The sequence below is a fragment of the Candidatus Kuenenia sp. genome (assembly GCF_039794105.1).
Taxonomy (GTDB): domain Bacteria; phylum Planctomycetota; class Brocadiia; order Brocadiales; family Brocadiaceae; genus Kuenenia.
Genome location: NZ_JBDIWA010000027.1, coordinates 23,489 through 47,987 on the forward strand (window position 1 = coordinate 23,489; position 24,499 = coordinate 47,987).

Sequence of the window (24,499 nt, forward strand, 5' to 3'; positions counted from 1 at the left end):
TTATCTGACTAATAAAAGTTTTAAAATTGCCTTTTCAACGTGGAGTCTGTTTTCAGCCTGATCATATACGACCGAACATTTGCCATCAATCACCTCATCGGTAATTTCTTCACCCCTATGGGCAGGCAGGCAGTGCATTACCTTGACATTGTCAGCGCATTTTTTCAAAAGCGCAGCATTAACCTGATAATTTTTAAAAGCCTGTCTGCGTATTTCTGCCTCAGCTTCCTGTCCCATGCTGGTCCATGTATCTGTATAAATAACGTTTGCGTTCTCTGCCGCTTCTTCAGGATTCCGGTAAAGGTGGATCAGATTTTTTCCGTTCGCCATGTGTTTCAGTTCCGAAATGAAATCCGCATCGAATTCGTAACCTTTTGGAGATGCAATGTGGAAATCTATGTCTAATTTTATGCAGGTTTGTGCAAGAGATTTTGCAACGTTGTTTCCGTCTCCGATAAAAACTATCTTTATATTTTCCTGTGTCTTGAATTTTTCCAGAATCGTATATACATCAGTAAGCGCCTGGCACGGATGGTAAAGATCCGTTAAGGCATTTATGACGGGAATAGTTGCGTATTTTGCCAATTCCAGCACCGTGTCATGTCCAAATGTGCGGATCGCTATCCCGTCTAAATAACGTGACAACACTTTTGCTACATCTTTAATTGCCTCTCTTTTGCCAAGATTAATTTCCGTCTGCGTCTGATAGATGGCATAACCGCCCAATTGCACAATTGCCACTTCCAGGGATACCCGTGTGCGCATGGAACTCTTCTCAAAGATAAGCCCGAGAATTTTTCCGCTCAGGCATTTTTCCTCAACACCCTTTATGTGCAGGTCTTTCAACTCTTTTGTAACCTGAAAAATCTCCTCGATCTCAGGTCGCGACAGGTCGGCAATAGAAATTAAATCTTTGTTTTTCATAAAATATTTTGACACATTAATAGTTTGAGAGGACTGATTTTAAAATACCCAACCCCTCATCGATGTGTTCTTTTTTTACGTTAAGAGGGGGCATAAACCGGATAACCGTGTCATGGGTACAATTGAGAAACAGACCCGCCTGAATGCAATCTTTAATGATAGTACTTCCGTTTATCGCGAGTTCAATTCCTATCATGAGACCGACACCGCGTATTTCTTTAATAATATTGCATTGTGTTTTGAGCAGGCGCAATTGTTCCATGGCGTACTCCCCCATCTTTTTTGTATTATCCAGCAGATTTTCTTTCTCAATAGTTTCAAACACAGCGACTCCTGCTGAACATGCCAGGGGGTTTCCCCCAAAGGTGGAAGCATGGCTGCCCGGAACAAGGTCTTTGGCTACTTCTTTTTTTGCCGTCATAGCCCCGATTGCGACTCCGCCGCCCAATGCCTTTGCTAATGTCATAATGTCCGGCTCAATGCCATAATGTTGATAAGCAAAGTATTTGCCCGTTCTTCCCATCCCGCATTGTACTTCGTCGAGGATTAGCAGCAATCCTTTTTCATTGCAAATATTTCTTATCCCCTTCAAAAATTCATTTGTTGCTATGTTAATACCGCCCTCACCCTGAATTGTTTCCAGCATGATTGCACAGGTCTTGTCGTCAATGGCATTTCGTAATGCTTCGATGTCATTAAAAGGAACATAGGAGAACCCTTCAACAAGCGGCGCAAACCCCTTGTGATATTTTGGTTGTGCAGTTGCCGTTACCGTGGCAATCGTCCTGCCGTGGAATGAGTCGGAGAAGGTAATGATTTTGTATTTTCCCCTCGCAGAGTTATGAATACGTGCAAGTTTAATAGCCGCTTCATTTGCCTCTGCACCGCTGTTACAAAAAAAGCATTGCCCTCCAAACGATTTTTCAGAGATATATTTTGCCAGCATGCCCTGCGGCTCAGTGTAATAAATGTTCGGAGCATGCTGCAGTTTTGCCGCCTGGTTTTGAATGGCTTTTACCGTCGCGGGATGGCAATGCCCAAGGAGACTGACAGCCCAACCTGAAAAAAGATCAAGGTAACGTTTGCCTTCAGCGTCCCATATTTCCACACCATTCCCTTTTACCAGCAATATCGGATTTCTGATGTAATTAGGAATAACGTATCGTTCATAAATTTTTTGGATTTCCTGTGTATTCATTACGGTGAATTATTTCAAAAAGACAGATAAATGGGAAATAAAAAATTACGCAACTGTTTCGCTTTTTCTAAAAAACAAGTTGTTACAAAACTGCAATACCGGTGGCTAAACAATGATCTGGGTTCCCACCCCTTTATCGGTAAAAATCTCCAGCAAAAGCGCATGGGGTATTTGCCCGTTAATGATATGTGCCTTTTTAACACCTGCTTTTACGGCAGCAATACAGGCGAATACCTTTGGAAGCATTCCGCCGTTGATAATTTTTTTATCAATAAGCGAATGTGCCTCGTCCTCATGCAGGGTGGAAACAAAAGAGGTTTCGTCGTTTGGCCTTGTCATGATACCGTGAGTATTCGACAAAAACACGAGTTTTTCCGCCCCCAGCGCCTTTGCGAGAAATGCCGCAACGCTATCTGCGTTAATGTTATATATTTCCCCGTCGTTCCCTTTTGCCAGAGGCGGCACAATAGGTATTGTACATTCACTGCATAAGCTTAAAAATCTTTCTCTGATGATAGAGGTCACCTTGCCCACATAACCAATATCAAGCTGATTTGTGGTGCCGTCATCTTCCTTCACTTCTATATAATATTTTTCAGCAGTAATCGGGCAATATCCGTCTTCCCATACACATACAGCGTCATTGCCCATTTCAGAGATTTTTTTAACCATAGAAGCCCCTATCTGGTCAACAAGTACGGTTTTTGCAATTTCAAGGGTCTCGCGGTCGGTAATGCGATGTCCATCGACGAATTTCGGACGTAAGCCTCTTCTTTCCATTTCCCTGCTAATATGCGGACCCCCGCCATGCACCAGTATTGGCATCATGCCGACCGTTTTCATAAATACCGTGTCCAGCAGTACGTTTGTGAGAACCTTGTCGTCTGACATAGCGCTTCCGCCAAATTTGATAATGACAATCTTGTCTTTGAATCTTTTAATATATGGGAGCGCCTCTAAAAGTATACCGGCTTTTTGAATAGCAGTTTCCATGGATATTTGATCATTCATATAATAAAAAAAGGTATGTTTTAATTAAATAAAAAGAAGCGGGTGATTATAACAAAAGAGGCTTTCGTGTCAAGTTTAAACAAAAGCGTAAGTAAAACTCAATCAAAAGTTTTTGTGACAGTTTAATTTTATGAAAAAACCCTGACAGGGTTAATATACAATGCTTGCAAATACTATATTGTTTCACCTGGTGTTTCAAACGTGTAAGAGTGGATCAAGGTGAGGTTTATATGCAACGATCCACCAATAATACAGGTCGTCCCCAATCTCCGCAGGCTGGGTAAAATGCAAAATTGCACTGATGGCGATATCTGAACAAACCACATCCCAAGAAAGAGCGTTTGTGGTTCCTGGAAAAATTCATTTCAGAAAACACTTCATCACGATAAAAGAGGTTTTTTCCTATCATCAGCCCCATTCCCTCAAAATTTCCTTGATATTGCACATCAAATGCAGTACTTATTTGAGCTTATGACAAATGCATTCCATTATATACTTTTCAAATCAAGGGGTAATTCATTAGATAGTTATGTGTCAGTTTGTATTTGAAAAACTGCTTTATTGAAATAAATTTTGAATCTGGCGCAGAAAGAAGCAAAGGCACGCATTAAAATCAACAAACTCCCCGAAGAAGCGGGTTGTCCAATTCTGCGGACCCATACGTAATCATCCTTCTTCATCACTTGAATAGTCTGGAAATAAGCAAGGCGTTAGTATGCAGTTACATTTTTTTACTCTTAGGGGTTAAAGTCACGTCCGGGGAATTGTCCGTTCACTCCGATAGTTCAACATACGGCCAAACCTTCAATATTCAATATGGAAAAGCTATCAACATCTTCTTATTATTTAAGATGTGAACCTTCCAAGGGTACATTGGATACATTTCTCTTACGTTTGATTTTTTAATTTTGCTGAAAAAATTAAAAAGCTTGAAATTTTCTTCATTTTTGTTTTATTAGTGCTCGATTTTTTGGGAAAAACAATTTTCTATTATCTTGCTATCATATCTGTGTATGACGATGATCTGCACCCATGTCTTTAACAAAAGTGGTCGCGGTGTCCAAAGTCCAGTCGATAGGTCGTAGGTTGGTTTATACAGACTGTATAAACCGGAATGAACAAAAGCAAAAAAATACACAAAAACTTTATAAGAAATAAATTACAATGCGTTATAAGAAGATACGGCAACTTCTTATATATACTGAAACAGTCTGTATTTGCCGTTTTATACAGACTGTATAATCATTGTTAGATTTACAGGAACGTTATGGCTCAGTGGCTATTAAACCGACTCTTTGATGCTAAAGATCAACCAAAGCCACGGTTCGCGTTTCAGGGCACAGTGAACTGGATGAGAGCACTTTCGATCTTGGTCGAAAATGGCTCATTCGAGGATGAGAAAATCAAAAACCATTACAAAGCTGTCAGCCGCCGCAAACCCAATCCTGAGGCGGATACCCTCGTATTCGAAAACATGATGATGGCCTTTCACAACCAGGCTTCGCTTGTTCGACTAACTGAAGATGCCACACATCCATATGATGTATGTCGATCAGCAATTATTAGCTGGTATTATGGCACCTACTTCACATGCAGCGCGATGATCGCGGCTGCATCGGGTTCAAAACAAGAAACACACGCACACACTGCTAAGGTATGGCAGTCCGATATCGTTGATCAGGGATTGCTAATGAAACCATTTTCATTAAGTCTCAGCAGTCTTGTTGAAAAAGTTATTGAAGCAGAAATATCGACCTATCTTGGAAGTAACAAACAAGACCTTAACACATACGCAGGAAGCGATGATGAGGCATGGGGCGCCGTCGTCTCGTATCTTAAAGGCACATGGGATTATGAGAAATGGCGAGTAGAAGAAAGAATAAAAACTAGTCGAGAGTTCAAAGCGCTCGGCGTTGATAGCTTTCGGACAAAGAAGGCAAGAGAGCTAAGGGATGAGCAACTGGAAAAGAAAGGCGTCAATTATCTGATTCAGGCGTTTCGCTATCGAGGCAAGGCGAACTATCGTGACTCGGTATTTTTGAGCTACGGGGATGACAACTCAGAAAAGATAAAGACTTTTGTACAGGATTTGGAAAAGGTATCCCGCGCCTTTCAACGTATGGCTGCTTGCTACTTGTCGAGGCGAGTTGAAAAAGGTGCATGGTCTGAATTCATCGCTGATCTGCAAGCAAATTCGCGGCTCTCACTTGATCCCAAGTATCTTGAAATGTAAATCTAACAACGCGTTAACCGGCGAGCAAAAGCGGCGCGGTGCGCCGCTTTTGCTCGCCGGTTAACGCGAACGTTATGCCTATAAAGGGAGGTTACCGATTAAACAGGAAGACTGGCAGATCGTAACTTATGATACAATTTCTTTAAAACGTGGTCAGTACCAATACTCCTTATTCCATTGTCAAGAAATTGGTAAATCAGATGAAGACTTAAAAATGGTCGAGTCAGAAGCGACAAAGTTTGTTTTAGCAAATTTTGCAACCCAATTGTGTCAATTGTCAAAATGTGATTTTAGAAATTCAATAATCGAAAAAAATGTTATTGAACCCTATACACAAAGAGATCTGGTTCCAGGTGATATTGATATTATAATCTATAATAAAGATAATCCTGGTGCTACAACTGCTATAGAAGTAAAGGTTTTAAGGAAAAACAAAACTACTGAATCGAATGACTACCTTGTAGGCTTTGAAAGAATAGATAGAGGTGTTGAGCAGGCCAAAGGACTTATTGATATCGGATTTCGAACCGTTTTTCTTCTTGTTGTGGTTTTGGCAAACGTATCAAATCAGGTTGAAAAAAATCTGGCAACTCGTTCTATTGACATGAATAATTAGGAAAAGATTCGAAAAAGGTTTAATCAATTAGTATGTGATTTACGAATAGGTTTAATAAATATTGAAATCAATCAAAATAGTGAAAAACAAATTAACGAAAGAGGAACTATTTCGGGATTTACCTATAAGTATTCTTCTCAGGAACAAAAATACCATATTACGGAGAAGTCGATAAATAAGATTCAGGAACTAAGGTTATATGATGGGTAATTTTAGAGAGATAGGAGATCATCAATGAAACTTACAGCAATTATTGAACGCGAAGGTGATGGATACGTATCGTTATGCCCGGAATTAGATATCGCAAGCCAAGGTGATAATATTGAACAAGCACGGGATAACCTTCGGGAAGCATTAGAACTTTTTTTCGAGTCAGCATCAAAAGAAGAGATAAAACATCGACTTCACAACGATGTTTTCGTCACTCAGGTTGAGGTGACAGTTGGGTAAACTCCGTGTTTTTTTCCGGTAAAGAGGTTTGTACTATCCTTGCCAAACACGGTTTCTTTGAAGTGCGTCGGCGAGGTAGCCATATCGTAATGCAAAAGAAACTGTCCGAAGGAACGATTACTGTCCCAGTTCCAGATCACATTGAAATCCGTATTGGAACTTTGCGATCTATTATTCGCCAGTCTGGACTGCCCCGGAGTGAATTTGAATCATGAGTTTATAGTGGCCTAACAAGTCGCTCCACCAGACCGCTATTCCGCTGTGCTTCATAGCGGCAGGTAAGCTTTGTTGTTAGGCAGACAAATAGAAGGAGGCATCCGTTGGACAGATTGGAGTATATAGTTGGCATTCAACTTGGACGACGAAGAGAATAGGGAGAGGTCTCTCTTGAAGAACGTACAATTATTGACCAACATACACCTCCTGAGATTTGGCTGAACAATAAGGGCGCCGAAGGATGGGAGTTAGTCGCAGTGATACATCGGCACGACGATACTGAGTTCTTTATGAAGCGGAGAGTGGGGGTTGAAAGCCCGCATTTCCAACCATCTTTAAAAACTATCTATAGAGTAGTTCCTTTTTGTTATAATGCATACCGGAATAAAAAAAGGGGAAATATAATAAGCTGCTGAGCAAAATTATTCGTGGGACTTCAGATGCAAATATTTCTTTTTCGGAACTATGCCAGTTACTAAAAAGATTCTATTTTGATGAAAGGATTCGCGGCGATCACCATATTTTTACAAGAGACGATATTGATGAAATTTTCAATTTGCAACCTAAGGGTTCAAAGGCAAAACCTTATCAGGTAAAACAAGTTAGAAACCTTATACTTAAGTACAAATTAAAGTTGGAGGAATAAGGTGAAAAGTAAATACGAGATAATAATTTATTGGAGTGCTGAGGATCAGTCATATATTGCAGAGGTGCCAGAATTGTCTGGGTGCATGGCTGATGGAAAGACATATCAAGAAGCCCTTTCGAACGTTGAGGTGATTATACAAGAGTGGATCGAGACTGCAAAAGAATTGAAGCGACCAATTCCTCAGCCTAAAGGAAAACTAATGTATGCCTAAGCTGGCATAGCCAGAGCCAAACAAGCACAAAGCACTAAATACGAAATACGAAACAAATTCTAATGACAACTGGAAATTGTCATTTGTAGTACGACGAGGTTCGCCGCACTACATTGTTGGAATTTTTCCAAATACTAAATTGTTACTGCATCTTTCGGATTTCATCATTAAATATTTTGTTAAAAAATGCAAAGAAATTACTGATAAGGTACTAATAAAGCGCTCAAGGGGAACGTGGCATAAAGGAAATTATAGGTACACCTCCCATATTTCTTGTTTGATTTGGTGGGAAAATAAGGGAAGTGTCCCCTTATTATTAGCTAGCAATTTTGATGCTAATATAATACATTTTATCGCACTTGTGGGATCGGTCTATTTAGTGCAAGATTTAAGATAAAAAAACATGTCTGGACAAAGGCAACATTACATACCTCGATTTTTGTTGAAGAATTTTAAAAGTAAAGGAAGCAAACAACAATCCTTCGCATGGGTATTCAGAGCCAATGCGGAACCATATGAAACAAATATTGAAAATATTGCAGTTGAAAAATATTTCTACACTGAAATTAATAGTACAAATGCAGATGGTTTGATAACTGAAGCAGAGAATCGCTTTGCTTGTCTTGTGAATGTATTGCTTTCTTCTCCCCTCGGAAGGATAACAAATAAAGACATACCAGAATTTCTGGCCCATTTGGAAATTCGTACGAGGCATTCCAGGGAATCCTTCTTACGAATAGGAAACCATTTGATTAATAGCCTTTTCATGGACATAGGAAAACTAAAAACCTTTATCCTTTCTAAAATTCTAACCGACCCTTCAATATTAAAAAAATCAATTCATGATAAATGCCATTTGCCAGAATTTATTGTAGAAATATTTTATAAATTTATAGTTGCAAATCCTCAATTGCTTGAGGCTACATTGGAAAATATGTTCCCTGCTTTATGCGAAAATATATTAAAGGAATCAACTCAAGCAGTTACAAATGGGGTAAAGGAAGGCCATTTGCGCGCATTGAATGAATCAATCGCACCGAAAGGCAGAATAGAGAAATATAAGCTTTTTTCATATTATACGGAATTATTTGATAATGGAGATCTAATATTGGGTGATTGTGCCTTGGTTTTTGCGGTGGATTTAGAGCGTAAATTTAAACCCTTTTCTGATAAAGGAGATAAAATAAACGCGGTAATTCTTCCATTATCAAATGATCGATTCTTAATTGGTAATACTTCAGGATATACAATAGATAAAAGTATGTTAAAAGAGGCCATAGCCGCATGCTCACTTGAATATTTCATAGGGAAACATGATTCCAATGAAAATAGAATTCTGAAAGAAAAAATTGGGGAAAACTCATATCTTTTAACTATGGAACAACTTTCCGAAATTGCAATGAGAGGTTTACAATAAAGAGTTAATGAACTTGGTCATAGTGAATTCAGGGGATACCACACTTAACTTAATTCTTAATTTTGTAGAAATTACAGGGACACCTCCAATATTTCTTGTTTGATTTGGTGGGAAAATAAGGGAAGTGTCCCCTCTTTATCCCTCTTTATCCAAAACAAGATTATTGATAAATCTCAAAAATGACCTATAATAAATCAAAACAACTCCTGAATTTTCATTATAATTCTATCCTATCACCATTTACACGAGAACATGATTTGATATATGTGTATCCATTTCATTTTTGATTTCAAAAAAGCTACTCAGGCCCTGAACTACCTTGCAAAAAAATCCGGCGGAAAGATAAATAAGATGAAGGCCATAAAGCTTATTTATTTTGCCGATAGGTACCACTTGCGCAAATATGGTCGACCGGTAACCAACGATGAATATGTTGCAATGGGATACGGTCCGGTAGGTTCTAAAACGAAAGACATTGCTGAAAATACCTCTTTTCTGGATACCATTGAGAGTGAATATAATAGACAATATATCGAAAAACAAGGCATTTATGATATTCAGTCTATTCATGATGTAGATATGAATGTTTTCTCAGATTCTGATATTGAAGCGCTGGAGTTTGCAATAAAATATTTCGGACATCTTGACAAATTTCAGCTTGCAGAAGTTTCCCATGCATATCCGGAATGGAAGAGGTTTGAAAAGAGGTTGGAGTCAGGTATTGGTTCTGTATTTAACATGGATTACGAAGATTTCTTTAAAGATGCCATGTCCGGAAGCGAGCATTTAATCCCATTAGAAGGTAAGGACTTATTTGCTATGGATACTGATGATAAAGAAGAAATGCTGAATTATGTAAAAGAACAAATGGAACTGAAAAATCAATGGGAGCAAGTTCCTGATTGATATTCCGCCCGATATACAAATCAAGTCTACAATACAACCCGGTTCTGTTTACTACTTTACAGAAAAAAGCTTTTGTAATCCGGAACCACACTATTTTATAGTTGTGAATAAAGCCCCGCTAAAGGACAAATTCCTAATCATGGTTAATTCAACCTCACAAGTCGAAAAGGCTATAAAGCGTAGACGTCATATGCCTAATACTCTGGTAAAAATAGACAACGCCGAATATGCGATTTTTACTAAAGAATCAGTCGTGGATTGTAACTCGGTAATTAAAAAGACCATTAAAGAAATAGTTTCTTTTCTAAAAAGCAAACAATTAGCATGTAAGACGGAAATGCCTATTGGAATTGTTGAAAAACTTCGTGAGGCTGTTATTGCAAGTCCAGTTGTGGAAAATAATATAAAAGAAATGTTAAACGCATGAGGGTTTAACACTCTGGCTCTCATTGTTACGGAAATGCCGGCAGATTACTGCGGTATCCCTTATCAATTATTCTATCAATTGTGTTTCTGGGAAGGATTCCAACCGCGTGCACCGTGTACATCTCCAGTAAATCCCAGCGCAGTTAGCTACCGTTGGTAATGCTTATTAAAGCTGAAATACGGGTATTTGAATGGTTTTGGGGAATCGGGGACACCTCCCATATTTCTTGCTTGATTTGGTGAGAAAATAAGGGAAGTGTCCCCTTCTTTTTGTTTGTCTATTTTGCTGAAAAAATTAAAAAGCTTGAAATTTTCTTCATTTTTGTTTTATTAGTGCTCGATTTTATGGGAAAAACAATTTTCTATTATCTTGCTATCATCTCCCGAGTATAACGATGATCTACACCCATGTCTTGAACAAATAAGGTCACGGTGTCCAAAGTACAGTCGATAGGTTGTAGGTTGGTTTATACAGACTGTATAAACCGGAATGAACAAAAACAAAAAAACACACAAAAGCTTTATAAGAAATAAGTTACAATGCGTGATAAGAAGATACGGCAACTTCTTATATATACTGAAACAGTCTGTATTTGCCGTTTTATACAGACTGTATAATCATTGTTATGTGGCAAATAGGACAAAGAAATGATTTTCACTCTAGAGAAAGTAGTTCCTTGGGGACGCTCATTCGACGAATATTTGGCAATGTTCGCCTTGTCAGAAGATTACCTTTGGAAGCGGATTCTGGGATGTGGCGATGGTCCTGCAAGCTTTAATTGCATCATGACACGCCGTGGAGGCCATGTGGTTTCTGTTGACCCGATTTACCGTTTCGGTGCCGATGAAATAAGAAATCGAATAGATGAAACGTATGAACAGGTCATTGAACAGACCAGAAATAATAAGAATGAGTTTGTGTGGGAACATATTTCCTCAGTTGAGGAACTCGGCAATGTTCGTATGGCTGCTATGAACGATTTCTTATCTGACTATGCAGCAGGCTTAAGAGAAGGTCGTTATGTAGACGCAAGTTTGCCCACCCTCCCATTCGAAGATGGAGAATTTGACATTGCCTTATGTTCTAATTTTCTCTTTCTTTACAGCGAGCACCTTTCAGAAGATTTTCACGTACAGTCAATAAAAGAACTTTGCCGGGTTGCGTCTGAAGCAAGGATATTCCCGCTGTTGGAGTTGGGAGCAAAAAAGTCAAGACATCTCCAAACGGTGGTAGATAGACTTGAGAAAAGCGGATTCGTGGTCAATGTAGAGAAAGTACCTTATGAGTTTCAAAAAGGCGGAAACGAAATGTTAAGGCTTATAGCCACATAACAAGGCGCTCCATTGCCGCCGGTGAGCTTGGTCGTTATTCGCGACACGATGTCGCATAATTGATTGTACTAAAAGAAGATTTTCTTCTTGAGTGTACTAAGCATGTTCCTGCTTATTCCTACGTGAGCGTGCTACCATTGCGCTGACGACGGGGTGCGAAGCCTCACGAACAACGTACCGAATTGGGTCGAAATGGCGACAGGCAGACCCCTCAGGAAAACCTATCCGGTTAAGGGCTAGGAACGAATGATATGATGAAAATATATGAATGTCCGCACGCATCGTCAATGAGCGACAGACCTACGAGGTTTAACAGGTCGAAGGTTATTCCCCAGTGTGAATAGCATGTTGGTAAAGTTGCAAGTCTCTAACGTGCTTGCACGGAACTGTAGAACCACCGGTGTCCAGGACGCATCTAAGTCATTTACAAGGTCAATTATACGGAACGTGGAAACTCAGACCTTCGCCCTATGGGCAGGCTAACCGTGAGGCATGCTGTTGGAGGACTGGGGTGAGATGCCATAAGGAAGCGAATGCTTTTCTGTAATGGAAGAGATACCGGTTGAAATATTACCGGCTCAGTAATGAGGCTGATAGTTGGCAGGTGCCTTATTACGTGAACATTGAATGAATCAGTTGAAAGAAGGGAACGCAAATGACGGGTGCTAAGCCTGGTGCCCCCTTCATTTTTTTTTGATATACTGACAGTCAGTTATTAACGTGAAGAAATTTATTAGCGGGTTTCTCCATAAGAGAAGCTTAAACAGGTGCTTGAGCTGTATGATGGGAAACTATCACGTACAGTTCTTAGGAGGGAATCGGGCAGCAATGCCCGTGACCTATCCGGTACTTATAGAACAACATATATTTCAGTGCAAAGGAGAAATTTACTATGCCTATTATAACTTTACCTGCTCATTTTGATGGAGAGCGAATTTGTTTGGATGAACCATTTGACCTCGAACCGGATGCCAAATTGATTATAACCATTCTACCAAAAGAGGAGCATGGCAATGAACGTAAAGATTGGTTGTTTCTGTCCGGTCAAAGGTTAGAAGGCGCATACGGAGAAGATGAACCTGAGTATTCGTCAGCGTTACTTAAAGAGGTAAATCCAAGCTATGAAGCAAGGTGATATAATCCTTATACCAGTGCCACAAGCTGATGGAAAGTTGAAGAATAGACCTGCAATTATTCTGCGGGAAATGCCATCTTATGGTGATTTGCTTGTTTGCGGTATAAGCACACAATTATACCAATACGTCAAAGGATTTGATGAAATTATTTCTCCTGGAGATGAGGATTTCAAGTTAAGTGGATTGCTATCAGAGTCTTTAATCAGACTTGGTTTTTTAGCGGTACTACCCCGTAGTCGTATATTGGGTTGTATTGGTGTAATTTCATCCAAACGTTATAAACGATTATTGAAAACTCTTAGCAACTATCTTGTTAGTGATTTTACAACAAAGTAAAACAAAATAATAGTCTAACAAGACACTCCACCTGACCCCTATTCCGCTGCGCTCCATAGCGACAGGTGCGCTTAGGCGTTAGGAATAAAAAATAATAAAATAACCACCACATCAATGGCAAAATGAATCAATGGATAAACATGAAAAGCTCTTGCTTAAGATTCTTTGTGGAACATCGGATGCAAATATTAAATTTGAAGATTTATGCAGCCTGCTGAAACATATGGGTTTCGACATGAGGGTTAAAGGCGGCCATCACATGTTCAGAAAGAAATCTGTTATAGAAAAAATTAATCTTCAGCGTGAGAGTAATAAGGCATAGCCTTATCAGGTTAAACAGGTAAGAAAAGTTATAGTGAAATATAAACTCGGAGGGACTATTGATGTATAGATACGAAATTATTATTTACTGGAGTAATGAAGACAATGCGTTTATAGCAGAAGTGCCTGAACTTCCTGGCTGTATAGCTCATGGAGAGACTCATGAAAAAGCATTAAAAAATGCTAAAGAGGCAATTCAATTATGGATTGATACCGCTAAGGAGTTTGGCGATCCCATACCTGCGCCTAAGGGGGAAAGATTGATATTTGCTTAAAATCAAATATTCAAACCGTCTGGGAACTCCTTAACCATCACGGTGTAAAAACGATGATCTACACCCATGTTTTGAGCAAAGGAGGTCACGGTGTCCGAAGTCCAGTCGATAGGTTGTAGGTTGGTTTATACAGACTGTATAAACCGGAATGAACAAAAGCAGAAAAATACACAAAAGCTTTATAAGATATAAGTTACAATGCGTTATAAGAAGATACGGCAACTTCTTATATATACTGAAACAGTCTGTATTTGCCGTTTTATACAGACTGTAGAATCATTGTTATACGTAGGAGTACTATGGCATTCGCAGCGAAATTAATTGCTTTTCTTGCTTTCCTGCTTGCAAGCATTTGGGTTGTCTATTCACCTGGCTTCGATTCAGTAGTGGCTGCTATCGCATCATTAGCAGCATTTCTTGCTTCTCTTTTTATAAAGAAAAAAGAAACACATCCAAATCAGATGCAAAATGTTTCCGGTCACGCGGAAGGCATCCAAGCTGGCCGAGATGTCCATATCACAAAATCAGGGAAAGACTGAATGATAGGTGACAAGAAACAAGACCAGACAGCAGACAATAGCTCAACTGCAATTCAGGCTGGGCGCGATGTTCACTACCATGGATTAACGGTTGCTGAAGTCAAAGAAATATGCGTGCTACTTCTTCGTGAAAATTTTCCGCAGTTACGGAACGAAGCACGCCGAACAGCAGAAGAACATGTAAAAAGCTTTGCAAGTTTGCTTGAAAGTCGTCTCGCGAATGACGCGGCCTCAATTGTTCTAGAAAAGTTCCGTGAACCAGATGTTCAAGCAGCGATCAACGACGCGGTGCAAGCAAGCGCACGGAAGGGACAAGCGGCTAATCCAAATATTTTATCCACGCTCATTTCGGAGAGGGTTGCTCGTAAAACTAATGAATACAAAGATATAGTCCTGTCTGAGGCCGTACAGGTAGTGCCTCGTTTAACTAGCTCACAGATAGGGTTGTTGTCTTTTGTGCACTTTGTAAAGTCGGTTGTAGTTCAGAATTTGCCAAGCATCGCTGGCCTAGATCCTTACGGACAACGAGCACTCGCGTTTTCTTCGCCAGGGTTTGGGCTATCATCATCTCAGTGGCAACACATACAATATGCTGGTGCTGCTTCAATAAACAACCTTGTTGGCGGTGACATTTATGAAGCTTTGGTAAAAGAGCCTTATAAGTATCTTGCGCCGGCTGAGGGAGTAAACTTTAAAGTGGCCGTTACTCAACAGGCGCCATCCTTCGCTAAGCTACTAGATCAATTCAATACTGAGAATCTTTTTCGGGTAGAGCTTACAAGCGTTGGTCAAGCTATCGCAATTGCTAATATTTCCAACTATCTTGGAAAGCTAGACTATACAATTTGGCTAAAATAGTGAGAAACGTATAACAATGCCATCAACTGGGACGTCAAAAAGCTGCGCTGCGCTCCACTTTTTGCCGCCCGTTATGGGCAGGCGTTATGAAAAATTAATATACAGGATAAACAGTGAAATTTAGCGAACTTGTTAACTTCCTGAAAAAGAAGGATTCAACATTATAAAAGAAAAAGGGGCTATAAGATATTATGGAAAAGCTGGATGGAACAAATTAATTCGTGTAGACTATCATGGTTCAAAAGTAGTTCCAAAAGGTACCTGTCATGCTATACTAAAATCAGCAGGAATAAAAAAGAAATACCAGGAGGCAAATAATGATTGATTTAGAATATTCATTAATAATAGAGGCAACTGAAGAACCTGACTATTTTGGATTTTATTCAGAAGATTTAGAAGGTTTTAGTGGCATTGGCCATTCTATAGAGGATTGCATTTATAAAGCAAAATGGGGAATGAAAGAACATATTAGTTTACTAAAAGAAAAGGGATTGCCCATACCACCAAAAAGCAAAAATCTCAAGATAATTATTCAAAATGAAGAGAAATTAGCAGTTGCTTAGATGGAAGAAAATTCAACTCAACAAAAGAAGCCCTGGATTGCAATAATTTGGTTTTTCATTTTTCATGCATATACCTCGATTAAGTTGAAAAAATTTTTTACTTTAATTTAAAACGTGCAGCCTGCCCTTCTTCTTTCTCACCTTCAATCCCTTCCACCTTTATACGCAGACGCAGATCATTCGCGCTATCGGCGTAGGCAATAGCGTTTTCGTAAGTTATTTCCCCCTTTTTTAAAAGATGAAATAAGGACTGGTCCAGGGTCATCATCCCTTCCTGATTCCCTTTTGCCATTGTTTCCTTCAATAACCCTATTTCCTTTTTTAAGATAAGATCCTTTATCCTTGGAGTATCAAGCAATACTTCAAAGGCGCCTGACCGCTTTCCATCTTTTGCGGGAATTAATCTTTGCGAGATTATTGCCCGCAGATTCAGCGAGAGGAGCATGTATATTTGTTCATGCCGTTCCGGAGGAAAGAAGTTTATAATCCTTTCAATCGCCTGGTTTGCGTTGTTTGCGTGGAGTGTTCCCAGGCAAAGATGGCCCGTTTCCGCAAAGGTAATGGCAGACTCCATTGTTTCGGTATCGCGGATTTCTCCCACCAGGATGACGTCCGGCGCCTGGCGCAAGGTATTTTTTAGTGCATTGTGAAACGACAAGCTGTCCAGTCCGATTTCTCTTTGTGTGATAACAGACTTTTTATGTCGGTGCACAAACTCAATGGGGTCTTCTACCGTAATTATGTGGCCTGAATTATTCTCATTCCGGTGATCAATCATCGCCGCCAGTGTGGTTGATTTCCCTGAACCGGTTGCGCCAACTACCAGCACAAGCCCCCGTTTTGTCATGGCAATGTCTTTGAACACCTGGGGTAGCCGTAAATCGTCAACAGACTGAATGTTTATCTTTATCTGCCGGACGACAAGGCCGACATTCCTTTGCTGAAAAAAAATGTTTACCCTGAAACGTCCAAGCTCCGGATAATACAGGGCTAAATTCATTTCCATCTGTTCGTAAAAATCTGCCCTTTGTTTTTCGCTCATTATAGATTCGGCAAGGGTGCGAGTGTCATCGCCCGTTACCATTTCCTGACCGGCGGGAATGTTGTTCCCTTCCTTCCTGAACACAGGGGGCAGCCCAACGGTAATGTAAATATCAGAAGCGTCCAAACGCACCATTTCTTGTAATAAATCTTTTATTTCCATGGAAGATCTCCCTGAGAATTTACTTTATGCCGTCCAGGACAGAGGGGGTGCTTACAAAATTCCTGATTGATTCTTTGGAAACAAGGCCGTTTCTGCACAAATCCAACAGCGCCTGATCCATTGTCTGCATACCGTGCTGGCGTCCGGTTTGCAATGCCGAAGGTATTTGGGCAATCTTATTCTCCCTGATCAAATTTCTTACGGCAGGGGTGCCGATCATAATTTCTAACGCTGCGATACGCCCAACCCCTTCCGTTCTCTTGATCAGTTGCTGGGCAATTACCGCCTGAAGCGACTCAGACAGCATGGTGCGGATTTGCTGTTGTTGTTCCGCGGGAAATACGTCTATTATCCTGTCAACCGTTTTCGGCGCACTGGAAGTATGCAACGTGGCAAGTACGAGATGGCCGGTTTCTGCGGCGGTGAGCGCCAGTGATATGGTCTCAAGGTCTCTCATTTCTCCCACCAGAATAACATCAGGGTCTTCGCGAAGCGCCGATCTCAAGGCGTTGGCGAAACTATGGGTATTTGAGCCCAGTTCCCTTTGATTAACTAGGCTGTTTTTGGACTTATGGACAAATTCTATGGGGTCTTCAATGGTAAGGATATGACATTTATATTCCCGGTTAATGAGGTCTAACATAGCCGCCAGCGTGGTTGATTTTCCGCTGCCGGTAGGCCCTGTTAAGAGGATGAGTCCCTTCTCCTTTTTCGTTAATTCTGCCACAATCGCGGGCATATTAAGTTGTTCCAGAAGCGGGATTTTTTCTGGAATGGTTCTGAACACAATAGACTCGCCCCTGTTCTGCAGAAATGCGTTCACCCTGAAACGTCCGACGCCCGTTATTGCAATGGCAAAATCCAATTCATAATGTTCCTCATATACCTTGCGTTGCTGGTCATTAAGGATATTATACAAAAGCGTATGCACATCTTCCCTCATCAATGGCGGCATGTCAATTTTCCTCATATCACCATGGATACGGATCATGGGCGGTTCACCGGAACTTATATGCACATCCGATGCGCCTTCTTTAGTTGCAAAAGCGAGGAGTTCCATTATATCCATTCATCTTCCTCCAATAACGACATTTCGTATTCGCACATGAGGCCCGCCGTCGCTGACGCGTAAAGGCGATTGACCTCCCTTGCCACACCCTCCCATACCCCCATAAATTTCAAGATCGTTTCCAATGGCATCAATATTCATGAGTGTCTCAAATACGTTTCCGGTAAGAACGACATCGCGTACTTTTTCCTTCAACTGTCCGTTGCGTATCATGTACGCCTCTTCCGCGCTAAAGGTAAACATCTCCATGTTGGTTTGTCCCCCTAAGGCGCCGATTGCGTAAATACCATCATCAACTTCTGATAACATTTTTTCGAAGGTATCATTACGTTGTTCCATAAAGGTATTCGTCATACGGACAATGGGTTCATTGCCATAACTGATGGAGCGTGCATTGCCCGTAGGCTTTTCATCCATCTTTGCTGCCGTTTCCCGCGAATGAAGCCTGTTGGTTAATATACCATTTTTAATAAGATAGGTTTTTTGCGTTGGAGTCCCCTCGCTGTCATACTTGTTGTATCCGGCTTCACCGACTAAAGTACCATCATCAACAATCGACAAGGCGTCAGAGCCAAAACGCTTCCCAAGAACCATGATCTCCCGCAATTGAGCGTTTTCATAAACAAAATCCGCCTCGCTGAGATGTCCAAACGCTTCATGGACAAATACACCGCACAGCTTGGGATCAATGATGACCGTATATTTGCCGCCATTCACCGGTTTTGCCGAAAGCTGGTCAACCGCGCGTTTTGCAACCTTCTCACATTCCTGTTCCATATTTAATACGTTATTATACCCGCGCAAGTCCCCTACGGAATGATATGCCTGCTGGACGTTCATGCCATCCCTTGCCATAGCGAGCAGAGAGATGCCACAAAAAATCGTTTCCTGCGCTATAAAGCACCCTTCGGTATTGGAGAAAAATACTGTGCCGCGTGAATCCAGATACCGGACATTGGACGTCTGTATTTGTTTTGAAGAAAGAATGATCGTGTTGTATTTGTCGCAAAGCGACTGTTTTTCTTTCAAGGATATTTCCGCCGGGTCATTGACAACTGTCGTCTTTGTATGATCGTTTATTATGGGTATGGGGGCAAGCTGGCTTTTATTCTTTCCAACGAATTTTGCCTGTTCACAGGCCATTTCAATGTATTTCGGAAGATGTTCTATATCGTTAAAGGCCACAAAACCCCAGCCGCCGTTTACCAACGCCCTTACGCATCCGCCAAAAGAGCTTTTTTCACCGATACCTTCAAGCTCTTTCCCTACATAAGTGATACCCGTACTGACCCCTTCATGGACACGAACCTCAGCGTAGTCCGCTTTTGCCAGTTTTAATGCGTTTTTTATCATTTTTTCCATTTAGGTTATCCCTTTTGAAATTAAGATTATCAAATCCTTATTACCATTGAACCATTTATACAATCCGCAGTCCTCAATCTGCAATTTGCCGACTGCCGACTGCTGAATTACCCTACCAACAAATCAAATGCCTCTTCGTCAAGAATAACCACGCCAAGTTCTTTCGCCTTGTCCAGCTTTGAACCGGGGTCTTCTCCGGCAATGAGATAATTTGTCTTCCTGCTCACGGCAGACGAAACCCTCCCCCCGAGGCGCTTGATAAGTTTTTCCGCATCGCTGCGGGAATATTTTTGCAGTTTGCCGGTTATTACAAAAGATTTTCCCGCTACTTTACTGCTTTTCCGTGGCATATCTGACGCCAGTTTTCCGGTGTTTACTCCTTTTGCAAGAAGCTTTTTTATAATTTCCTGCGTATGTTTGTTTTGAAAAAATTCAACAATGCTTTGTGCTACAACGGGTCCTATCTCATGTATCTTTTCCAGTTCATCTGCGGTTGCATTTGACAGTTTCCCGAGAGAATCAAAATGATACGATAACACTTCCGCGGTGTGCAAACCAACGTTGTGTATGCCCAAAGCGCAAATCAGACGGTCGAGGTCACGTCCACGGCTATTTTCAATCGCACTTATCAGATTGGATGAGGATTTTTTCCCCATGCGCTCAAGATTAACAAGGTCATCATACTGTAGAGAAAAAATGTCCGAATAATCCTCCACGAGACCTTTATCCACCAATTGTTCGATAATGGCGGGGCCAAGCCCTTCGATATCCATTGCGTCTCTGCCCGCAAAGTATTGGATGCGCCTTTTCGTCTGCGCCGTGCACAACGGGTTGTGGCAGCGCAAATATACTTCACTGTTATCCCGGTGTACAGGGCCTTTACATACAGGACAGCAGGCAGGTTCAACAAAAACCTTTTCCCGTCCGCTTCGTTTTTCTTCCAGTACTTTTACGACTTGCGGAATAATTTCTCCAGCTTTTTGTACAACAACATGATCCCCCACCCTGACGTCTTTTCTCTTTACTTCGTCAAAATTATGAAGTGAAGCGCGGCTTACCGTCGTACCCGCGAGCAATACCGGCGTAAGATTGGCTACAGGCGTGAGCGTGCCTGTTTTTCCTACCTGAACAACAATTTCCTCAATCCTTGTTATCGCCTGCTCAGGCTGAAATTTAAATGATATCATCCAGCGGGGCGCCTTGCTTGTCGCCCCTAATTGCTCCTGAAGTGCAAGGGAATTCACCTTTATGACCATACCGTCCACCATATAGTCAAGGATTCCGCGTCGTTTATCCCATTCGTTGCAATACCGCACCACCTCATCGATATTTTTGCATAATTGCGTGTACGGGTTTACCGGAAGCCCTATCGCTTTGATAAAATCAAGACCCTGTACATGCGACTCCAATTCCATTCCTTCAACATATCCTATAACATAGGCAAACATTTTGAGTCGCCTTTTCGCGGTAATACGGGGGTCTAAAAGCTTTAATGACCCTGCCGCCGCATTTCTGGGATTTGCGAACTGAATCTCTCCTTTTTCTTCCCTTTCTTCATTTATCCGCTGGAACTCTTTATTTGGCAAATAAATTTCTCCCCTTATTTCCACAACCGGCGGTATTTTATACTGCGCGCCCGATACGGAAAGTTTTAAGGGGATCTGCCGGATTGTTTTGAGGTTTGCAGTGACGTCGTCCCCCCGGAAACCATCACCGCGGGTGGCGCCCCGTACTAATAATCCGTTCTCATACCAGAGTGTAATAGCTATCCCGTCAATTTTTAATTCAACGACATATTCAATATCTGTATTGGTATCGATGCCGGCCATGCGTTTTATTCTTTGATCAAACTCCTTCAACTCCTCATTTGAATAGGTGTTATCGATGCTCAACATTGGTTTCTTATGTTCCACGGTGGGAAACTGACTGATTGGTTGGTCTGCGACTCTTTGGGTAGGGGAATCCGGCGTTATGAATTCAGGATGTGCGCTCTCAAGGTTCTGTAACTCCCTGAGCAGTTGATCATATTCATAATCAGAAATCTCAGGATTATTTTCCACATAATACTTATGGTCGTGATACCGTATAATACCGCGGAGTTGTTCTATTTTTTCTTTTACCGTTGACGACACTTTTTTATCTTAACCATTTAGAGAAAAATTTATGGAAAACCAAGGTTATCCCTGATGTAATTTTCCGGATAAAAGGAATTTTAAGCTGCCAGTATAACAAACTTTATATAAGAGTCAACGTATTCTGTTATAATGATGGAATCACTTGACTTTATTCTGCATTTTTTATAAACTCGCTAAAACGTGTTTTTTAACGCTAACGTTATGTATTAAGGAAGTCAGGGTTTGCGGCGTTTAATTATTTACTGTGTTGATGGTCGTTCGGGGACAAACCTGCGTAATTGAATCACTTTTTCATTTTAATGATGTGGTAATTAACCTCATATTTTTTTTAGAGATCCCGCATAAAGGGGTGATGAATTATGGTTAAAGGAAGTGATTCTAAAGTTTTTTTTGAATTGTTTAAAAAACCTCAGGAAAAAGACGGTGTTCAAAAAGAAGAACCACAACTAAATGCAGAGGCTGCAGAAAAAACACCGCAGCAAGAAGTTGGAACTCCGGTTACGCAGAATGAAAAGCCGGAATCTAAAGGCTTAACCACTAATCCACCATCTGCATCCGCTTCTTCAGAAATGAGGGGAAAATCAGGAACATCTGACCCTTTACAATGGATTAAAAATACAAGTACGGAAGCGCTTTCGATTGAAAAAAAGACGGAGAAAAGGCATGCAACGCCTGGTCCTATTACGCCAGAACCCATTCCTTCAAAGCAAACAATTGCTACGCCGCCTGCTCCTTTGAGAGATGAGGTGGTACTACGTAAAGACGAGGTGGTATTACGGCAGGAAACGCTTATCATTGGCGCCATTGCGGCTACTTTTCTCTCCGTTGCCTGTTTCTTTGTGGGACACAAGGCGGGGTACAATAAGGGAATAACCAACCAGGCGGAAGAGTGGCTGGAAACAATAGAGCCGAAGAAAACTCAACCTGGAGGCATTGGCCAGTTAAAGCCCATTGACGCGCCGAAAGAGAAGACGGCAAAGGATACTGCTTCGAAAATTGAAAAGAAATCAGGCAGCGATGCGAAACTCGTTATCCAGGATAATGCGATAATAAAGGACCGGTGGACGATACGCGTGATTTCCTATAAAAATTCAAAGACAAATGTGCAACGCGCCAAAGAAATAGCAGGTATGTTGCAGGAATCATTAGGTTATAGCTCTTTTGTTGTCAACACGGGAAAAGAGCTTTTTGTTTGTGTGGGAGAATTTGACGATTTGAACAGCGCCGACTTAACGAAAACCCAAAGGGACGTCGCCAATTTCGAATATCAAAATAAAAAACAGTTTTCGGGATGTTATCCCGTACGTATGAGATAAAATAAGGAGGAGAAGTATGAGCATTGATAAGAGTTTAAAACCAAAGGGAAAACTTTCGAGGCCGAGAAATGTGTATAGAAAGGTAGAACGTATCGCAATACTTAAGGCAGAGAATCGCTGGGATCAGGATACCTCTGTTTTTGGTCTCCCCAAGGTAAAAGTGGAAAAATTAAAGCGAAAAGGCAAGGCCCCAAAGAAAGTTGAACCGGCAGAAGCAGGAAAAGCAGAAAAGGCAGGAAAGGCGAAAAAATGATTGCCAGCAGGATGTCTAATATAGACTCCTCCGGCATCAGAAAGGTCTTTGACCTTGCACAAAAAATGAAAAGTCCGGTAAACCTCAGCATAGGCCAGCCGGACTTTGATGTTCCCGGAGAGATCAAAGAAGAAGCGATTAAGTCCATAAATGAAGGCGCAAACAAATACACATTAACGCAAGGTATACCAGAACTTCGCAATGTGCTGATGGACCGCCTTAAAAAAGACCGAGAGGTGGCTGCGGAAGATATTATGGTCACTTCAGGAGTTTCAGGTGCATTAACCTTAGCGATTATGGCGCTGGTAGATAATGAAGACGAGGTAATAATTCCTGACCCCGCTTTTGTTATTTACAAACACATGGTGAATTTTTGCGGCGGAAAATCAGTGTTTGTTGATACATATCCCGACTTCAAATTATCCGCGGAACGTATTGAGCCGCATATCACAAAAAAAACCAAAATAATCGTCATCAACAGTCCTGCCAATCCCACGGGGGTGATGAATACGCCGCATGAGTTAAAAGATATCGCAGAACTGGCAAAAAAACATAACCTGCTGGTAATTTCCGACGAGATATATCATGACTACGACTATAACAACGAATTTGAGAGTATAGGAAAGTATTATAATAAAACGCTTATACTTGACGGATTCTCCAAATCCTTTGCCATGACCGGTTGGCGTTTGGGTTACGCAGCAGGCCCGGAAGCGATCATAAAGGAAATGATAAAACTTCAACAATACACATTTGTATGCGCCCCTTCCTTTTCACAATACGCAGTGTTCCGGTCATGGGGATTTGATCTGAGCAAATATATCGCGGATTACAGGAAGAAGAGGGACATGATGTACGAAGGGCTGAAAGACAAGTTCCGGATCATAAAACCCGAAGGGGCTTTTTACTTCTTCCCGCAGGTTCCCTGGGGGACCGATGAAGAATTTGTTATGGCCGCCATCAAGAACAATCTGTTAATCATTCCAGGCAGCGTATTTTCTGAACGCCACACACATTTCCGCATTTCGTACGCCGCTACAGAAGAAACCATTGAAAAGGGCATAAAAATTCTTAACGACCTCGCGTAACCCCTATTCTTTACATAAGCAGATGAATGCTCATGTTCACACCTAAGCTGGCATAGCCAGAACTAAACAAGCACGAAATACGAAACAAATTCTAATGACAAAATGATTGGAAATGCTAAACAAGCGCATCTTTCGTATTTAGTGCTTCGTATTGGTAACTATTCAGCGTAAACATTACACGACTCCCGGCGGGTTCAGGTTTGTAACCTGAACCTATGAGTTTATGCGTATAATGGGGCCATGTATTGCGGTAAAATTCCAATGCCCAAATCACAAAATCCCTGTTTGGAATCTGGAATTTATTTGTCAGTTGTTCTGCTAATAGGAGGCTGGATTGAAAGTATAAAACGTTTGGTTCAGGTTGCAAACCAATGTCATTAAGTTAAGAAATTGGTTTATAAGGGAAAGCAAATATTTTTTTGCGTGGTTGAATATTTCTTGGAAATTTTCTTCCA

General features: G+C 41.0%; 26 protein-coding genes and 2 pseudogenes. 21 read left to right on the top strand and 7 right to left on the bottom strand.

Going from position 1 to position 24,499, the window contains the following annotated elements:
• From argF to argB, 3 genes are all read right to left on the bottom strand, one after another.
• Complete coding sequence (gene argF, locus ABJL82_RS12180; protein ID WP_347274962.1) at positions 1-924, bottom strand: ornithine carbamoyltransferase; 924 nt, start codon at positions 922-924, stop codon at positions 1-3.
• Between the two features lie 16 nt (positions 925-940).
• Positions 941-2,122 carry an aspartate aminotransferase family protein gene (locus ABJL82_RS12185; protein ID WP_347274963.1) on the bottom strand — a complete coding sequence of 394 codons (1,182 nt, stop codon included), beginning with the start codon at positions 2,120-2,122 and terminating at the stop codon, positions 941-943.
• A gap of 105 nt (positions 2,123-2,227) precedes the next feature.
• The gene (gene argB, locus ABJL82_RS12190) at positions 2,228-3,133 is read right to left on the bottom strand and encodes an acetylglutamate kinase (RefSeq protein ID WP_347274964.1); all 906 of its coding nucleotides are present in this window, start codon (positions 3,131-3,133) and stop codon (positions 2,228-2,230) included.
• Between the two features lie 1,267 nt (positions 3,134-4,400).
• Between argB and ABJL82_RS12195 the strand changes: the two genes are divergently transcribed.
• The 18 genes and pseudogenes from ABJL82_RS12195 (at position 4,401) to ABJL82_RS12280 (ending at position 15,617) form a co-directional block, all read left to right on the top strand.
• Entirely contained in the window at positions 4,401-5,366 is a 966-nt protein-coding gene (locus tag ABJL82_RS12195; protein WP_347274965.1) for a hypothetical protein, read from the top strand.
• Positions 5,367-5,580: 214 nt separating this feature from the next.
• Positions 5,581-5,982, top strand: coding sequence for a hypothetical protein (locus tag ABJL82_RS12200; RefSeq protein ID WP_347274966.1), 402 nt, complete (start codon positions 5,581-5,583; stop codon positions 5,980-5,982).
• 234 nt (positions 5,983-6,216) lie between these two features.
• Positions 6,217-6,432 (top strand): type II toxin-antitoxin system HicB family antitoxin, encoded by a 216-nt coding sequence (locus ABJL82_RS12205; RefSeq protein ID WP_347274967.1) that lies wholly within the window; start codon positions 6,217-6,219, stop codon positions 6,430-6,432.
• Positions 6,425-6,647: pseudogene (locus ABJL82_RS12210) on the top strand (type II toxin-antitoxin system HicA family toxin). The gene ABJL82_RS12205 and the pseudogene ABJL82_RS12210 overlap by 8 nt, the downstream one beginning before the upstream one ends.
• A gap of 410 nt (positions 6,648-7,057) precedes the next feature.
• A complete protein-coding gene (locus ABJL82_RS12215; protein ID WP_347274989.1) occupies positions 7,058-7,294 on the top strand; it encodes a type II toxin-antitoxin system HicA family toxin in 237 nt (78 codons plus the stop codon).
• 1 nt (position 7,295) lies between these two features.
• Entirely contained in the window at positions 7,296-7,508 is a 213-nt protein-coding gene (locus tag ABJL82_RS12220) for a type II toxin-antitoxin system HicB family antitoxin (RefSeq protein ID WP_347274968.1), read from the top strand.
• A 403-nt stretch (positions 7,509-7,911) separates the two neighbouring features.
• A complete protein-coding gene (locus ABJL82_RS12225) occupies positions 7,912-8,925 on the top strand; it encodes a DUF4238 domain-containing protein (protein WP_347274969.1) in 1,014 nt (337 codons plus the stop codon).
• 264 nt (positions 8,926-9,189) lie between these two features.
• Complete coding sequence (locus ABJL82_RS12230; RefSeq protein ID WP_347274970.1) at positions 9,190-9,831, top strand: Panacea domain-containing protein; 642 nt, start codon at positions 9,190-9,192, stop codon at positions 9,829-9,831.
• Positions 9,832-9,970: 139 nt separating this feature from the next.
• On the top strand, positions 9,971-10,258 hold the full coding sequence (locus ABJL82_RS12235) for a hypothetical protein (RefSeq protein ID WP_347274971.1): 288 nt from the start codon (positions 9,971-9,973) through the stop codon (positions 10,256-10,258).
• Positions 10,259-10,905: 647 nt separating this feature from the next.
• Positions 10,906-11,589 carry a class I SAM-dependent methyltransferase gene (locus ABJL82_RS12240; RefSeq protein WP_347274972.1) on the top strand — a complete coding sequence of 228 codons (684 nt, stop codon included), beginning with the start codon at positions 10,906-10,908 and terminating at the stop codon, positions 11,587-11,589.
• Positions 11,590-12,481: 892 nt separating this feature from the next.
• Positions 12,482-12,724 carry a hypothetical protein gene (locus ABJL82_RS12245; protein ID WP_347274973.1) on the top strand — a complete coding sequence of 81 codons (243 nt, stop codon included), beginning with the start codon at positions 12,482-12,484 and terminating at the stop codon, positions 12,722-12,724.
• A complete protein-coding gene (locus ABJL82_RS12250) occupies positions 12,711-13,061 on the top strand; it encodes a type II toxin-antitoxin system PemK/MazF family toxin (RefSeq protein ID WP_347274974.1) in 351 nt (116 codons plus the stop codon). The genes ABJL82_RS12245 and ABJL82_RS12250 overlap by 14 nt, the downstream gene beginning before the upstream one ends.
• Before the next feature lie 130 nt (positions 13,062-13,191).
• Positions 13,192-13,383: a type II toxin-antitoxin system HicA family toxin gene (locus ABJL82_RS12255; RefSeq protein WP_347274975.1), complete on the top strand. Its 192-nt coding sequence runs from the start codon at positions 13,192-13,194 to the stop codon at positions 13,381-13,383.
• 61 nt (positions 13,384-13,444) lie between these two features.
• Positions 13,445-13,657: a type II toxin-antitoxin system HicB family antitoxin gene (locus ABJL82_RS12260; RefSeq protein ID WP_347274976.1), complete on the top strand. Its 213-nt coding sequence runs from the start codon at positions 13,445-13,447 to the stop codon at positions 13,655-13,657.
• 5 nt (positions 13,658-13,662) lie between these two features.
• A pseudogene (locus ABJL82_RS12265) lies at positions 13,663-13,776 on the top strand (integron integrase); the annotation flags it as partial.
• A gap of 180 nt (positions 13,777-13,956) precedes the next feature.
• Complete coding sequence (locus ABJL82_RS12270; protein ID WP_347274977.1) at positions 13,957-14,196, top strand: hypothetical protein; 240 nt, start codon at positions 13,957-13,959, stop codon at positions 14,194-14,196.
• Positions 14,197-15,054, top strand: coding sequence for an LPO_1073/Vpar_1526 family protein (locus ABJL82_RS12275; protein WP_347274978.1), 858 nt, complete (start codon positions 14,197-14,199; stop codon positions 15,052-15,054).
• A gap of 317 nt (positions 15,055-15,371) precedes the next feature.
• Positions 15,372-15,617: a type II toxin-antitoxin system HicB family antitoxin gene (locus ABJL82_RS12280; RefSeq protein WP_347274979.1), complete on the top strand. Its 246-nt coding sequence runs from the start codon at positions 15,372-15,374 to the stop codon at positions 15,615-15,617.
• A gap of 97 nt (positions 15,618-15,714) precedes the next feature.
• On the opposite strand, the gene ABJL82_RS12285 is transcribed toward ABJL82_RS12280, so the two are convergent.
• The 4 genes from ABJL82_RS12285 to ligA all read right to left on the bottom strand — a co-directional run bounded on the left by ABJL82_RS12285 (position 15,715) and on the right by ligA (position 21,384).
• Positions 15,715-16,821, bottom strand: a complete 1,107-nt coding sequence (locus ABJL82_RS12285) for a PilT/PilU family type 4a pilus ATPase (RefSeq protein ID WP_347274980.1) — start codon at positions 16,819-16,821, stop codon at positions 15,715-15,717.
• 19 nt (positions 16,822-16,840) lie between these two features.
• Positions 16,841-17,890 carry a type IV pilus twitching motility protein PilT gene (locus tag ABJL82_RS12290; RefSeq protein WP_347274981.1) on the bottom strand — a complete coding sequence of 350 codons (1,050 nt, stop codon included), beginning with the start codon at positions 17,888-17,890 and terminating at the stop codon, positions 16,841-16,843.
• Positions 17,891-19,252 (bottom strand): TldD/PmbA family protein, encoded by a 1,362-nt coding sequence (locus ABJL82_RS12295; RefSeq protein ID WP_347274983.1) that lies wholly within the window; start codon positions 19,250-19,252, stop codon positions 17,891-17,893. It lies immediately after the preceding gene.
• A gap of 107 nt (positions 19,253-19,359) precedes the next feature.
• Entirely contained in the window at positions 19,360-21,384 is a 2,025-nt protein-coding gene (ligA, locus tag ABJL82_RS12300) for an NAD-dependent DNA ligase LigA (RefSeq protein ID WP_347274984.1), read from the bottom strand.
• Between the two features lie 362 nt (positions 21,385-21,746).
• Here ligA and ABJL82_RS12305 point away from each other — a divergent pair, with 362 nt between their 5' ends.
• From ABJL82_RS12305 to ABJL82_RS12315, 3 genes are read left to right on the top strand one after another with little or no spacing between them, the layout of a single operon-like run.
• Positions 21,747-22,703 (top strand): hypothetical protein, encoded by a 957-nt coding sequence (locus ABJL82_RS12305; RefSeq protein WP_347274985.1) that lies wholly within the window; start codon positions 21,747-21,749, stop codon positions 22,701-22,703.
• 16 nt (positions 22,704-22,719) lie between these two features.
• Positions 22,720-22,956, top strand: a complete 237-nt coding sequence (locus ABJL82_RS12310; RefSeq protein ID WP_347274986.1) for a small basic protein — start codon at positions 22,720-22,722, stop codon at positions 22,954-22,956.
• Positions 22,953-24,044 (top strand): aminotransferase class I/II-fold pyridoxal phosphate-dependent enzyme, encoded by a 1,092-nt coding sequence (locus tag ABJL82_RS12315; protein WP_347274987.1) that lies wholly within the window; start codon positions 22,953-22,955, stop codon positions 24,042-24,044. Before ABJL82_RS12310 ends, ABJL82_RS12315 begins: the two co-directional genes overlap by 4 nt.
• Positions 24,045-24,499 lie beyond the last annotated feature (455 nt).